This window comes from Paenisporosarcina sp. NPDC076907 (assembly GCF_050269735.1).
GTDB lineage: Bacteria > Bacillota > Bacilli > Bacillales_A > Planococcaceae > Paenisporosarcina.
Genome location: NZ_JBNNIX010000005.1, coordinates 58856 through 71328, shown reverse-complemented (window position 1 = coordinate 71328; position 12473 = coordinate 58856). Strand labels below are relative to the sequence as shown.

Below are 12473 nucleotides of genomic sequence, written 5' to 3'. Positions count from 1 at the left end.
GGACAGCTTTTATTGTTTAACGATTAGTCCCAATGATTTTGCAAAACCGAGCGCTTGTTCAGTTGATACGGTACAACCGGATAATTGATCAACACTTACTGTTACTTGTTCGTAGGTACACGTACTGAGATCCACATCCGCTAAACTCGTATCAGTGAAATTAGCACCGTCCAATGGGCATTCCTCGAATACCACTTTATCAAAAGTACAATTGAAGAAGTCCGCTTTATTCAATGCGGTTTGTTGGAATTTCATTCGCTTCATTTTACTAAAACTAAATACAGTGTAATTTGCTACACAATTATTTACTAAAGTATGTCCAAATCGACTTTCTGTACACTGAACACCAACTAGCTTGGAGTGATGAAATTCTACACGATGAAACACTGAATCTCCAAAATCCACATTAGATAAATCACATCGCTCAAACTTGCAATCAATAAATTCCACTTGATCGAAGCATACCCCTTCAAATGAAACGTCCTGGAAAATAATCTGATCAAAACTGAGTTTGTTTTCAGGTAATTCCAATACATTCCAACACGAAACAATTCCCCGGGAAATAAATCTCTCTTCTTCAACTTCAATTAAAGTCGAAATGTCTAATATTTCGAGTTGCTCAGGAATTTTCGGCTTGTCAATTTTCATTGTTGTGCCCCCTTTACAAATAATTCTACTGCATTATTTTTGAGATTCTTCATCAATGACTAGTACACTAGTAGCACTCGCTTGGCCGGGATAGGTTTCCGACACATGGCTATACGAGATTCGGACAGTATCGAATTCACTTACTTTTTTTGCTTGGTCAATGGATAATGAAAACCAAATGGCCTCACTTGCACCTTCGAGCATTTCTTCCTCAGTTAAATCTTTTAACTCAGCTTCGTCTTTTCCACTGATGACCAAAATACGTGCATCCTCTTTTTGAGCTACTGTGCCTTCAATCCAACTGGCATTTTCATTTTGCGTTTGATTGTTTTGGAAAAACACAGAAATAGATATGACGACAGCTGCTATCGATACGAGCGCAATGGCGACGATCATTAAGACGGCTTTCTTACCTTTCATAACTTTATTCCTCCTGTTTGTTGATGGCTAAGGTATAAATTCTTCCTTTTCTTTCTCCCTCAGCTACCAGTAAATTCTTTGTCACCATATCGCGTACAATTTGAGTCACTCGAGACGGAGAAACACCTAATATTTGTTGGAAATCGATATTTTTCGCTTGTTTGCTTTCCAACAAGTGATTCAAAATCGCTTCTTCATGTGTTAGCTCCTGATGTACTTTTGTTGGGTTGTTTACAATTTCTTTTTGTTCAATACGTTGAAGTCGGATGACTACACTATCTTTTTGAACAGAAAACTTTGGTTTCTCATCTCCATCGTTATAACTATCGAAAATACGACGCATTCCGTCTCCACGGCCCTCTGTCAAACCTAAATCGACAAACAAAGCATGCAACAGTGGATTTCTGCGAACGATTCTGGCTCCTTTTTTTACGGAGTCTATCGACAAGCCTTCCACTAATGTTCCTGGTGATGCCACTTCGACACGGTTTGCAAATAAAATAACCGATACATCACCTTCCATCGAATAATCCCGATGTACGTAAGCATTCACTACACTTTCCTGAAGCAGTATATTTGGATAAGTTGAGTGAACCTCTCTCAACCCTGCCATGATTCGACTGAATTGTGTCAGTATCGAACCTGAAAAATCACTCGCTTGTTGGCAGAAAGAAGTAGATCGATCACCACTGTATTGTAGCAACACTCCACGGGATTGAGAAGAATCCGCCAGCCAAGTACCCAATCTTGTTAAAACAAATTCACCATTATTCCAACGAATTGCATTGTAAGATGCCAATACTTCTTCTAAATTATCTTCTACCTGTGCAAATCTGCCTTTTACACAGTTCAAAGTTTTTACAAAATCGACAAACCCTAAAAAGTCTTCACGACGGAAAGTGATATTGGTTAATGCATTTTCTGTTTCGTCTAGTTGTCGCAAACTGATAAAACGTTGAACTTCTTCTGCTGTTTTCAGTAAGCGTTTCTTGGTTCCATATCGAACATAAAGTTCCTCAAACAACGTGGATCTCTTTCGGTACACATGGCCTGTAGCTTTAACGTTTACTTCTAATATGACATGGTTATCAATATGCACATGATTGACATCAACCATCGGCAAAGGTTCGACCATTCTGCTTAACTGATCATATAGTGCCGTTTCCTCTGCTAAAGGGTTTTCCAATCCAATAATGCTCTTTTCGTCTTCCATTCCAATTTTCAGCGTACCACCGGTTCCATTGGCAAATGCGATAACTTCTCGATACAGCTTGTTCGTTACCTTTTCTTTGTATTCAATATTCAACCTCGTACACCACCTATCGATAATTGTTTCTACTAGTATATCGATAATAGATACATTGTTCCAAAGAAAAAAGAACTAGGAATTTATCCTAGTCCTCAAATGTATAGCAAAGTCGAATCATATCGCGGCACAACAAACCATTTTCAACAATCGGTTCATCGTAATTCCGCGTAAAGTAGTCGAAGTCTATACCGATTATACGAAATCCGCATTGCTGATAAAGTTTCAATTGCTGAATACTTGAATTACCTGTCCCAATTTCAACTTGTGCATACCCTCTTTTGGAGGCTTCGTTTATTGCGTGGGCAATCAATTGTTTGCCATATCCTTTTCCTTGGAAATTTTCATGGACAGCTACATTCATAATTTCAACGACGACTTTCTTCGTTTCCATCAGAACATATGCACCGATGGCTTTGCCTGACTTTTCGCCCACGTAGACGTTTCCACTTTTTAGGTATTCTTCAACAATAGCACGTGAAGGATCCGCCAGCAGCAATAACTCCCACGGCGGCGTTTCCTCTTTTGTTAATTTTCTAATGTCCATCATTTAGTTGATGTGCGGAATCCTTCACTCAACAAATACTCTTCTGCTTCTTCAAATGAACCGTAGCTCTCTTCCAGGTTGTGTGTGTGGTAAATGTTCCACAGTGTATCTTCCTGAATCAGCTTTAATTCCTGGCCTTCACGATTTTTCCATACTTGCTCTACGTTCAGTACTTCTTCTTCATAATGTTCTTCTTCAGATAAAATTCCGATAGAATCTGTAATCATTTCACGAAGCTCAGCTTCAGTCGCTTCACGAATGTTGATCATGCCTTTACTGTCCGATTGATATTTCTTCAAATCCCCTACAAATACAAATCCGTTACCGTTCGGATGCAAATGGTAAACGACCGTTTTTTTATCATATAGACTATCTTCAAAGTGATAGTTCAAACGTTTTAATGATACTTCCTTTTTAGTCAGTTTAGGGTAAGATTCAATGATTTCTTGTTTTTGTTCAAATGTTAGCATAGTGCGCCTCTTTTCATTATGGTTCTTTGGCTCATTATATCACAAGAGCTCATAAAATTTTGTTGACATGTTAAATCATTAGTCGCTATAATCACAGAAATAGTTTAACAACAGTGATAAGGACCAGTATAGAAACGTGTGTTTTTTTAGAGAGGGAGTTGCAAGGTGAAAGACTCCTAAAAACCACTTCTTGAACCTACCTTTGAGTTCGAAGTCGAAAGATATTCGCGGCGACAGCCGTTAACATGTTTGAGTGTGAAGCTTTGCTTCAAATGAGGGTGGTACCGCCATGAACATGGTCCCTCGTTTGTCGCAGAGCTTTTTTTATTCTAATTAAAGGGGTGTTTCTAATGAAAAAAGAGTTTGTACAAAGTGTTACGGCGATGGATGATGACTTCGCTCAGTGGTTTACGGATGTTGTGACAAAAGCGGAGCTCGCGGATTATTCAAGCGTGCGTGGGTCAATGATTATACGTCCTTATGGTTACGCAATTTGGGACAATGTAAAAGAAGCGTTGGATGCACGCATTAAAGCAACGGGTCACGAAAATGTCTATATGCCACTCTTCATTCCAGAATCTTTATTGCAAAAAGAAAAAGATCATATTGAAGGATTTGCACCTGAAGTCGCTTGGGTGACGCATGGCGGCAACGAAAAATTAGCGGAACGTCTATGTGTACGACCAACTTCAGAAGTATTATTTTGTGAGCATTTCAGCAATATCATTCATTCTTATCGTGACTTGCCTAAGCTTTACAATCAGTGGTCCAATGTAGTCCGTTGGGAAAAGACGACGCGTCCGTTCTTACGTACGCTAGAGTTTTTATGGCAAGAAGGACATACAGCGCATGCTACTGATGAGGATGCGCAAGTAGAAACCATCCGTATGTTAGATGAATATGCGATGCTTTGTGAAGAATGGCTTGCCATTCCAGTTGTAAAAGGGCAGAAAACGGATAAAGAGAAATTTTCCGGAGCCAAATTCACATATACAATCGAAACATTGATGCATGATGGAAAAGCGCTACAATCAGGCACTTCCCATCACTTCGGCGATGGCTTCGCACGTGCTTTCGATATTAAATATCTGGACAAAGAAGGCAAGCAACAATATGTTCATCAAACATCATGGGGATTCACAACCCGCATTATCGGGGCCATGATTATGGTGCACGGTGACGATCGCGGTCTTGTCATGCCTCCAAAAATTGCGCCAACACAAGTGATGATTGTGCCAATTGCACAACATAAAGAAGGTGTATTGGATTATGCGTACAGCTTGAAAGACCGATTATCAGGTAGTGCCCGAGTCGGAATAGATGCATCGAATAAAAAACCAGGCTGGAAATTCAATGAATACGAAATGAAAGGAATTCCAATTCGCCTGGAAGTTGGACCAAAAGATATCGAACAAGGTCAAGTCGTGTTGGTACGACGCGATACTGGTGAGAAGCTTGTGGTGTCTGAGAATGAACTGGAAGATAAACTGACGACATTGCTAGAAGACATTCAGAACAATTTATTTAACAAAGCTTTGTCTCACAGGGAACAACATACGTCGGTAGCGAAATCTTTTGATGAATTTAAACGTGTTATCGTAGAAAATCCAGGCTTCATCAAAGCGATGTGGTGTGGAGAGGTGGCATGTGAAGAGTTCATAAAAGAAGAAACTTCTGCAACGTCACGTTGCATCCCATTCGAACAAGAAAAGCTTAGCGATACTTGCGTTTGCTGCGAAAAACCAGCTGAAAAGATGGTTTATTGGGCTAAAGCATACTAAAAACAGTGAAAGCCTTCCCCACTTGAATGTGCGGGAAGGCTTTTTTCATCAAGACCATTCTGTCTTTGATATTTCGTTGCAACTTTTCGGATTTTGGTTGCAACTTTCGTGATTTGGTTGCAACTTTTAGGATTTGGTTGCAACTTTCGTGATTTGGTTGCAACTATCCATTTTTCCCCTAATTACGAGAGCCTACTCAACAAATTTCCGGTGCCTTAACCAGCAGTTCCTTCAAGAACGCCACATCCTCAGGATAACTCATCTCTAACGAATCCAATTCATCCGCAGATTTCCAGGCAATCTCCAGAATAAATTCATCCGGGTCCTGCAAGGTTAACTCACCGCTTACCCGCTTCACCAAGAAATACTGTATATCATAAGAAATCCCGTACTGTGCATTCATTCCGTTTTTGTCCTGAAGTTTAGACACAATTTCAACGGTCAAACCAGTTTCTTCTTCAAATTCTCGGATACAAGCTTCCTCAAACGTTTCATTGCCTTCGATTCCACCTGAAGGAACGGTCCATTTTGGCTCTTCATCTGGTGCAGCTTGCAACACCATTAATAATTGATTTTCTTCATTGATGCACACGCCTGCGGCACCTTTCCACTGAAACATAGACAAACCTCCTAATACATTCAATGTTCGTAGATCATTTTGCGCGTCATGCCGCCGTCCACGACCAAATTAATTCCTGTGACAAAATCGTTTTGTGGATCGGTTAAATACAGACAAGCCTTGGCAATATCGGATGGTTTACCCACCCTACCGGACAGATGTTGTTCATGGTCAATATCGCGAAGTTCGCTGTAATCCCCTGTTTCAATCCAGCCCGGTGAAATTGCATTGACTGTGATACGATGCTCCGCAAGAGATGCTGCAAGCGCATGGGTTACCGCGACAATTCCGCCTTTCGTTGCTGCGTATGCTTCGGAATTCGGTTCAGACATAGACGCGCGAGTAGAGGCAATATTGACGATTGATCCGCCACTTTCCTGCTCACGCATTTGCAGCGCAGCTTCGCGCGAACATAAAAAAACACTGCGTAAATTTGTATTAATTACGTCATCCCACTCCGTTATCGATAATTCAAAAAGCGGTTTGAAGTCGCTCTTCCCTGCATTATTAATGAGGATATCGATCCGACCGAATGCTTTTAATGTTTCTTTCATCAGATTTATAATGTCGGCTTCTTTTCTTACATCCGTTTTAACAAACACACTGCCAACAAGCTGTTTACTGACTTCTCTACCTAGCTTCTCGTTCACATCAGCCAGGACGACCTGGGCACCTTTTGCCACATAAGCTTCGGCAATTCCGCGACCTATGCCGTGTGACGCGCCAGTAACAATAACCACTTGTGATTGATTCATAATAGAATTCCACCTTTCATCTGTAACCTAACGAGTCCACCATTCCGTAAACACAACAATTCCAATGACCACGGCAAATGCCAATATGTAAAACCACTCGGGTACACCACCAAAACTCATCATCATCCACATCCTTTACCCATTCAAAAAATTCTCACAAAGGAACTATTTAAATATGATAACATGGTTTTAGTTAAAACTAGGAGGTTGAGCCATGACGCGCATACATAGTGATTTACACCGTTTCAATCCTGTGACCGTAATTGGGGCAGGAACGATTGGACTTTCGTGGGCGACTTTATTTTTAGCACACGGGCTGACGGTAAGATTATACGATCCACGACCGGATTTGAAAGAAGTGACTGAGCAGCATTTCAAATCCATTGAATCTACATTAGCATTACTCAACCTGCCTCCTAAAGGCTTTGAATCCCGATTAACATTAACGTCTGACCTTCAGCAAGCTGTGACGGGGACATCAGTCATACAGGAAAACGGGCCAGAACAATTAACGCTTAAACAGGAACTTTTCGCCGATATCGAAAAGTATGTGGAACCACATACTCTGTTGCTTTCTTCTTCATCAACCATTCCGGCAAGCGATATTTCAGCATTAATGAAAGACAAAACTCGTATGCTGATTGGGCATCCATTCAATCCGCCACTTGTGATGCCGCTAGTTGAAGTGGTGCCAGGTCAATTCACCTCAACTGAAGCAGTCGAAGATGCACTTGTCTTTTACCGCGCACTCGGCAAAGCTCCTCAACATATCCAAAAAGAAGTCTTTGGTTTCGTTGCCAACCGTTTGCAGTTTGCCATGATGCGGGAGGCGATGTATTTAGTAGATGAAGGCGTCGTCGCAATGGAAGACGTAGACGAAATCGTCAAAGATTCAATCGGGTTACGCTGGGCCGCTACCGGACCGATGCTTGGCATGCATTTAGGTGGGGGGCAGGGTGGTATGGAATCATTCATGCGTCATCTAGGTCCGACCATGGAAAAAAGTTGGGATGCTCAAGGAAATCTCAAGATGGATGAGGAAACCATATCAAGTTTAGCTAAGAAATCACGTGAATCGTACGGCCATTCAACCATAGATGAACTTGCGCAAATACGTGACGAAAAGCAAATGGCCATTTTAAAAACAAGGAATAAATAAGGTAAAGGCTGTCTCAAATTACTGAGACAGCCACAAACTCTAGACAAACAAGAAATTGAGTGTATATAACTGCACTATAGAAAATGCAACAAACTGTTGATTTCCTTTACGGCGGACGCGTTTCGCGGGCACGGCTTCAGTCTCCTCATCACTACGTTCTTGCGGGGCCTTCAGCTCATGCTGTTCCCGCTGAAGTCGCCGCCCACTTCAATTAACAGATCAGCATGTCTCTGCAAACTAGCTAAATAGGCATGTGGTTGGCTATTTCTGAAGACTCCTGCGGAAAAAACGGAACAAGCTTGACCCCACAGGCAGAGCCGAGGAGGCAAGCGTTTCGTCCGCGGAAAGCGAAAGAAATAGCCGACCACCCTCTATTTTGATTGAGTGCAAAAAAGAAAAGGCTGTCTCAAATTACTGAGACAGCCTTTCTATTATTCCAAACTGGTTATCTTCATTGCTTTAACAGGTAAGAAAATTTCGCCTGTATTCAAATAAGTCACGCTCACTTGATCGCCCTCTTTTAGGTAGACCGCCATAGGTTCCACATCTGTGGAAACCAAGTAATTCGCTCCATTCGTCAACATGAACGATACCAGCGTGGAATCACCCACTCGCTCTTTGTATACCCGCTCCACGTTCCCGGTAGTTGTTGCTTCTTCTGCTTTAGAACTTCCATTCACGCTACTACCACCACGTTGCAATGCTGTTTTATATAGCTTCAATGCTTCGTTCGGTGTATTCGCAAAAGCGGAAATTTCCGGATTTGCTGCAGAGACGATAAAGTAGTTTTGTAAAAATCCATTGGCATCCAGTACTGGCGTCAACCAGCTTGCTTCCCCGTAGAAATTGTACAAAATCGGCATTTCACCTGACCACTTTTTCTCGATGAATTTCTTTTCAACGATTTGAAGGGCACCATATGAATCCATATATGATTCTTCCATATTACCTGTATAATAAGTCGCTTTCCCTGTTCGTGCATTCGTCAATGAATACCCGAGCATGGAATCCACGCCTTCTTTTGGACTGGTGAAATCAGTGAAGTAATACATTTCGCCGTCCTCATTAAAAATAGGACTGACATTCGCTTCCGTTCCTTGATCGGAAGGCAATTTCACATCTTTCTTGCCGAATAAACTGTTCCAGAATCCGTGAACGTAATTTCCGAAATAGCCATTTTGCAAACTCACCACTTCTGGCGAAACCGATCCATCAATGAAGGCTGGCGCTTCGTTCAATGCATAGGTTTTGATGTCACCGGATTGTGGATTAACCACAGCTACTCCCCTCACTTCAAAACCATTGCGCGCAGATACGAATTTCCCGAATGAACGGATATAATGCGGTTTACCTTCGTCATCAATTTCAAGCTGCATGTCGCCGTGGAAAATCGTTTCCGGCAGCTCTAGACGTAAATGGCGTGCAACATTTTTTTGGAAGAAGGAAGATGGTGTATACGTCATTTCTGCTTTCACAAACTTCGGATTGTCCGATGAATCAGTTGCACTCATCGTGAAGTAACCTGGGGTGGTGTCCCCATTCACCCATTTAAAGAAACCAGAAAACTCGACTGGCGCAATATAAACAAAGGCATCATCCACTTTTTGAATTTGCAGTCTGCCTAATTCGTAATAACTCGTATTCGGCACTTGACCAAATGCCTTTTTCATTTTGTTGCGTGCGAATTTTGGTGGAACACTTGCAGGTGTTTCCTTTTCATCAAAGGCTTCGATTTCGACTTCTTGTTTCATTTGTGCGGAGTCGAATTTTTCATCTGCGTTAAACAACAAAGCACTTAACATGTAGCCCCCAAATACAAGGGCTGCAAGGAAAAGCACCCCTTTAACTAGACGTACTTTCCCGGTTGCTGAAAATAAGCCAAGACCTGTCGCCAAAATGGCAAGCGGCCAAAGAGCGGACAGATTTCGATCGATATTCGTTACATAATAGAAAGTGAAGATAATAATTACTAATCCAATAGCAGTTCCAACAATACCAGCGACAATTCCTTTGCGTTTTTCTTTAGGCAACGTCAGCGGCATAATCAGTAATGCAGCAACAATCGCAATCACGATGCTATAAAGGAATGTTAATCCCATTTACTTTCCTCTTTTCTTGAATGTTTTCTATTCTTTAATACGATTGAAGCTTTTAAAAGTTTCAAGGAAAGTGCTATCCAAACAAAAAAGCGACTGCTAACTAGTAGCAATCACTTTTTGAATGTAGTTTTTGAAATTGTTTGAGGCAATTCCTCGAACCTCTTCTTCGGTAAAATATTCACTTAGAGTCTTCACCACATTCTGCGTTTCACTTGCATCATGCAACCCTTCGACAAAGACACTAATGCCATCAAAATCTGAGCCCAGTCCTAAATGCTGAACACCTACTAACTTCGAGAAATGAGTAAAGTGATGCATCAAGTGTTCAAGTGTAACTGGATTTGCCTCTTTGTGGATAAACGGTGGATAATACACGATGTGTATGTGTCCTCCTTTATCGACCAAGGCTTTGGCTTGTTCATCGGTTAAATTTCGTGGATGGTCACAAAGGCTTCTTACATTGGAATGGCTGGCAATCAAATGTTTCGCTTTTGCAATTACATCCCAAAATGACTGTTCATTCAAATGGGATACATCAATCAAAACATTATGCTCATTCAATAATTCCACTACTTCACAGCCGAATGGCGTCAAGCCTAAATGAGATGGTTCATCCGCTCCATGTGCCACCGAATTGGCATGATTCCAAGTAAGACCTACGAGCTTCACCCCTGCATTGAGCAAAGCTTTCAACTTTCCAAGGTCTTCTCCAAAAGCATCTGCACCTTCAAGTGTTAGCACAGCACCGATTTCATTCTCTCCTAGTTGATCAATCTGCATCCAATCTGTAATGTGGACCATTTCTGGATTCGGAGCAAGCACATGTGTATGAAACAATTCAACTTGACGAAGAGCAGCCATGAACTTTTCATTTTGAGGTACTTCGGGAGAAATGAATATGGCAAAAAACTGCACTTGGACTTCCCCAGCAATCAATCTATTTTTATTAGCTTGCAGACGTTCTGCATTTTCATAGGGAAGCAATTCATCCGTTATCGATAATTTATATAAAACATCACAATGTAAATCGATGACCTTCATATCATGCCTCCTATATGATTTATTGATTTCAATACTTTTCCCATATATTCTTGGCTATGCGGTACAAAGTCTCCAATCTTCACGTTGAGCGATGAATGGGTAATGGAATTAGAATGTATACAATGCATTGCTATATGGTCAACCTCACGCTTGTATAAACTTATCACATCATTAATAGGTGCTGAATATATGGCACTGACTTCTTCTTCCTGTAAACGGAAAGAAGGACTACCGCGCCCGATAATGTATACATACGTATGCGCAAATTCAATATCAATAAAATTCCTTTGCACAATGCTGTCTTTCAAAATACCTATCGGTCTAAGATCTTCCATACCAAGATCAACACCGAGTTCTTCCTCTACTTCACGAATGCCATCACTTACTTTTTCGTGAGCTAATAGATGCCCAGCTGCTGTTATGTCCAAAAGACCTGGGAAATCTTTTTTCAAATTGCTTCTTAGTTGGAAATATAGGTGGGGCACGCCATTAATCTTTTGGACAAACCAACAATGAAAGGTTTCATGCCATAGCCCCTCTTGGTGAACCATTGCTCTTGTGTTTTCCCCGACCTTTTGATGCTTTTCATCAAAGACTGCCAAAAGTTCCTTTTCCAAGTCATTTCACCACGTTTTATTTAATTTGTCCTTATAAAACTGAATGGCATTTCCATACCGTTCGATGTTTTTATCTCGAGTAGTGGTTGCTACCACGCTTAGCAATGTTTCCATTGCGAGATCATGTTCATTTAAATTATGTAACGTCATCGCAAGGAACACAGGTATTGCCTTATTTTCAGGAAATTCAGCTATACCTCTTTCAAAAACGGACCGGGATTTAGCGTATTCACCAATCACGCGACAAGTACTTCCTAACCCTACAAATGCCCCTTCTCTTTCGTGTCCAATTAATCCATTCTCAAGAGCTTGTTCATAATAGGGAACCGCTTCTCTTTCCAAGCCTTGAACGTCGCAAGTCCACGCACACTGGTATAGAATCGCTGGATTGTTTGCGTCATTCAATAATAAACCTTTCAATATCGGCAAAGCTTCTGATGCTTTCCCTCTCTCTCTTAGTTGAATAGCCCGTTCTAAATTATTCACTTTTCTCACCTACCACTCAAGACTCATATATAATTCGTCGACATACTTATGATCTGTTTTCATTGCATGATGCTCGAGACCAAAAGTTTTAAATCCGGCTTTTTCATATAGTCTAATTGCAGGTGTATTTGTTGCTACAACTGTTAAATTCATTTTTTCGACTCCCGGCCAAGCCTTGGCATGTTCAATCGTTTCATTCAATAACGCTTGACCGATTTTCAGTCCACGAACTCGAGGGGTGACATAGACGGCTACTAAATTCACACGATGACGCAATTTTGGAGCTCCTTCACCTACTACGGTCATCACACCGACCAATTCATTATCGATAAAGGCGCCTAATGATGAACTTCCTGCTGCATCTAAATTGGTAGCTGTCCGTTCGATTGGATTGGTTCGGGACATGGCCTCTTCGTATGTTGTCGCAAAAGCCTCAGGATTTTGCTGCAAAGCTTCCAATCTTAACTGCAAATATTTTAACGCATCTTCACCTGTCAATTTGCGGATTTCCATTTTGGTTCCCCT

At 41.3% G+C, this 12473-nt stretch carries 14 protein-coding genes and 1 other annotated feature; of the genes, 2 read left to right on the top strand and 12 right to left on the bottom strand.

Annotated features, from left to right (window positions below; all coding sequences use genetic code 11):
* Positions 1–9 precede the first annotated feature (9 nt).
* The 5 genes from ACQKEV_RS14660 to ACQKEV_RS14640 all read right to left on the bottom strand — a co-directional run bounded on the left by ACQKEV_RS14660 (position 10) and on the right by ACQKEV_RS14640 (position 3391).
* Positions 10–648 (bottom strand): pentapeptide repeat-containing protein, encoded by a 639-nt coding sequence (locus tag ACQKEV_RS14660; RefSeq protein ID WP_427447338.1) that lies wholly within the window; start codon positions 646–648, stop codon positions 10–12.
* 33 nt (positions 649–681) lie between these two features.
* Positions 682–1068: a YobA family protein gene (locus tag ACQKEV_RS14655; RefSeq protein WP_427447339.1), complete on the bottom strand. Its 387-nt coding sequence runs from the start codon at positions 1066–1068 to the stop codon at positions 682–684.
* A 4-nt stretch (positions 1069–1072) separates the two neighbouring features.
* Positions 1073–2374, bottom strand: coding sequence for an RNA-binding domain-containing protein (locus ACQKEV_RS14650; protein ID WP_427447340.1), 1302 nt, complete (start codon positions 2372–2374; stop codon positions 1073–1075).
* A gap of 88 nt (positions 2375–2462) precedes the next feature.
* Positions 2463–2924: a GNAT family N-acetyltransferase gene (locus ACQKEV_RS14645; protein WP_427447341.1), complete on the bottom strand. Its 462-nt coding sequence runs from the start codon at positions 2922–2924 to the stop codon at positions 2463–2465.
* A complete protein-coding gene (locus tag ACQKEV_RS14640) occupies positions 2921–3391 on the bottom strand; it encodes a hypothetical protein (protein ID WP_427447343.1) in 471 nt (156 codons plus the stop codon). Before ACQKEV_RS14640 ends, ACQKEV_RS14645 begins: the two co-directional genes overlap by 4 nt.
* 104 nt (positions 3392–3495) lie before the next feature.
* Positions 3496–3698 (top strand) — a binding site (T-box leader).
* Positions 3699–3741: 43 nt separating this feature from the next.
* Here ACQKEV_RS14640 and proS point away from each other — a divergent pair.
* Positions 3742–5172, top strand: coding sequence for a proline--tRNA ligase (gene proS, locus ACQKEV_RS14635; RefSeq protein ID WP_427447344.1), 1431 nt, complete (start codon positions 3742–3744; stop codon positions 5170–5172).
* Positions 5173–5368: 196 nt separating this feature from the next.
* Here the strand turns inward: proS and ACQKEV_RS14630 are convergent, their stop codons facing one another.
* Both ACQKEV_RS14630 and ACQKEV_RS14625 read right to left on the bottom strand, forming a co-directional pair.
* Positions 5369–5791, bottom strand: coding sequence for an NUDIX hydrolase (locus ACQKEV_RS14630; protein ID WP_427447346.1), 423 nt, complete (start codon positions 5789–5791; stop codon positions 5369–5371).
* Positions 5792–5811: 20 nt separating this feature from the next.
* A complete protein-coding gene (locus ACQKEV_RS14625) occupies positions 5812–6546 on the bottom strand; it encodes an SDR family NAD(P)-dependent oxidoreductase (protein ID WP_427447347.1) in 735 nt (244 codons plus the stop codon).
* A 214-nt stretch (positions 6547–6760) separates the two neighbouring features.
* On the opposite strand from ACQKEV_RS14625, the gene ACQKEV_RS14620 reads away from it, so the two are divergent.
* On the top strand, positions 6761–7705 hold the full coding sequence (locus tag ACQKEV_RS14620; RefSeq protein ID WP_427447348.1) for a 3-hydroxyacyl-CoA dehydrogenase NAD-binding domain-containing protein: 945 nt from the start codon (positions 6761–6763) through the stop codon (positions 7703–7705).
* Positions 7706–8136: 431 nt separating this feature from the next.
* On the opposite strand, the gene ACQKEV_RS14615 is transcribed toward ACQKEV_RS14620, so the two are convergent.
* The 5 genes from ACQKEV_RS14615 to ACQKEV_RS14595 all read right to left on the bottom strand — a co-directional run bounded on the left by ACQKEV_RS14615 (position 8137) and on the right by ACQKEV_RS14595 (position 12461).
* Positions 8137–9804 (bottom strand): hypothetical protein, encoded by a 1668-nt coding sequence (locus ACQKEV_RS14615; protein ID WP_427447349.1) that lies wholly within the window; start codon positions 9802–9804, stop codon positions 8137–8139.
* A gap of 96 nt (positions 9805–9900) precedes the next feature.
* Positions 9901–10845, bottom strand: coding sequence for a dipeptidase (locus tag ACQKEV_RS14610; RefSeq protein WP_427447351.1), 945 nt, complete (start codon positions 10843–10845; stop codon positions 9901–9903).
* Positions 10842–11462, bottom strand: a complete 621-nt coding sequence (locus ACQKEV_RS14605) for an NUDIX hydrolase (protein ID WP_427447352.1) — start codon at positions 11460–11462, stop codon at positions 10842–10844. Before ACQKEV_RS14605 ends, ACQKEV_RS14610 begins: the two co-directional genes overlap by 4 nt.
* A gap of 6 nt (positions 11463–11468) precedes the next feature.
* Complete coding sequence (locus ACQKEV_RS14600) at positions 11469–11948, bottom strand: tetratricopeptide repeat protein (RefSeq protein WP_427447353.1); 480 nt, start codon at positions 11946–11948, stop codon at positions 11469–11471.
* Between the two features lie 9 nt (positions 11949–11957).
* Complete coding sequence (locus ACQKEV_RS14595) at positions 11958–12461, bottom strand: N-acetyltransferase family protein (RefSeq protein ID WP_427447354.1); 504 nt, start codon at positions 12459–12461, stop codon at positions 11958–11960.
* Between the last annotated feature and the right edge of the window lie 12 nt (positions 12462–12473).

Bases quoted from the DNA above. Each gene is read 5' to 3' on its own strand.
- ACQKEV_RS14660 (WP_427447338.1), bottom strand. From the start codon at position 648: ATGAAAATTGACAAGCCGAAAATTCCTGAGCAACTCGAAATATTAGAC.
- ACQKEV_RS14655 (WP_427447339.1), bottom strand. From the start codon at position 1,068: ATGAAAGGTAAGAAAGCCGTCTTAATGATCGTCGCCATTGCGCTCGTA.
- ACQKEV_RS14645 (WP_427447341.1), bottom strand. From the start codon at position 2,924: ATGATGGACATTAGAAAATTAACAAAAGAGGAAACGCCGCCGTGGGAG.
- ACQKEV_RS14640 (WP_427447343.1), bottom strand. From the start codon at position 3,391: ATGCTAACATTTGAACAAAAACAAGAAATCATTGAATCTTACCCTAAA.
- proS (WP_427447344.1), top strand. From the start codon at position 3,742: ATGAAAAAAGAGTTTGTACAAAGTGTTACGGCGATGGATGATGACTTC.
- ACQKEV_RS14630 (WP_427447346.1), bottom strand. From the start codon at position 5,791: ATGTTTCAGTGGAAAGGTGCCGCAGGCGTGTGCATCAATGAAGAAAAT.
- ACQKEV_RS14625 (WP_427447347.1), bottom strand. From the start codon at position 6,546: ATGAATCAATCACAAGTGGTTATTGTTACTGGCGCGTCACACGGCATA.
- ACQKEV_RS14620 (WP_427447348.1), top strand. From the start codon at position 6,761: ATGACGCGCATACATAGTGATTTACACCGTTTCAATCCTGTGACCGTA.
- ACQKEV_RS14615 (WP_427447349.1), bottom strand. From the start codon at position 9,804: ATGGGATTAACATTCCTTTATAGCATCGTGATTGCGATTGTTGCTGCA.
- ACQKEV_RS14610 (WP_427447351.1), bottom strand. From the start codon at position 10,845: ATGAAGGTCATCGATTTACATTGTGATGTTTTATATAAATTATCGATA.
- ACQKEV_RS14595 (WP_427447354.1), bottom strand. From the start codon at position 12,461: ATGGAAATCCGCAAATTGACAGGTGAAGATGCGTTAAAATATTTGCAG.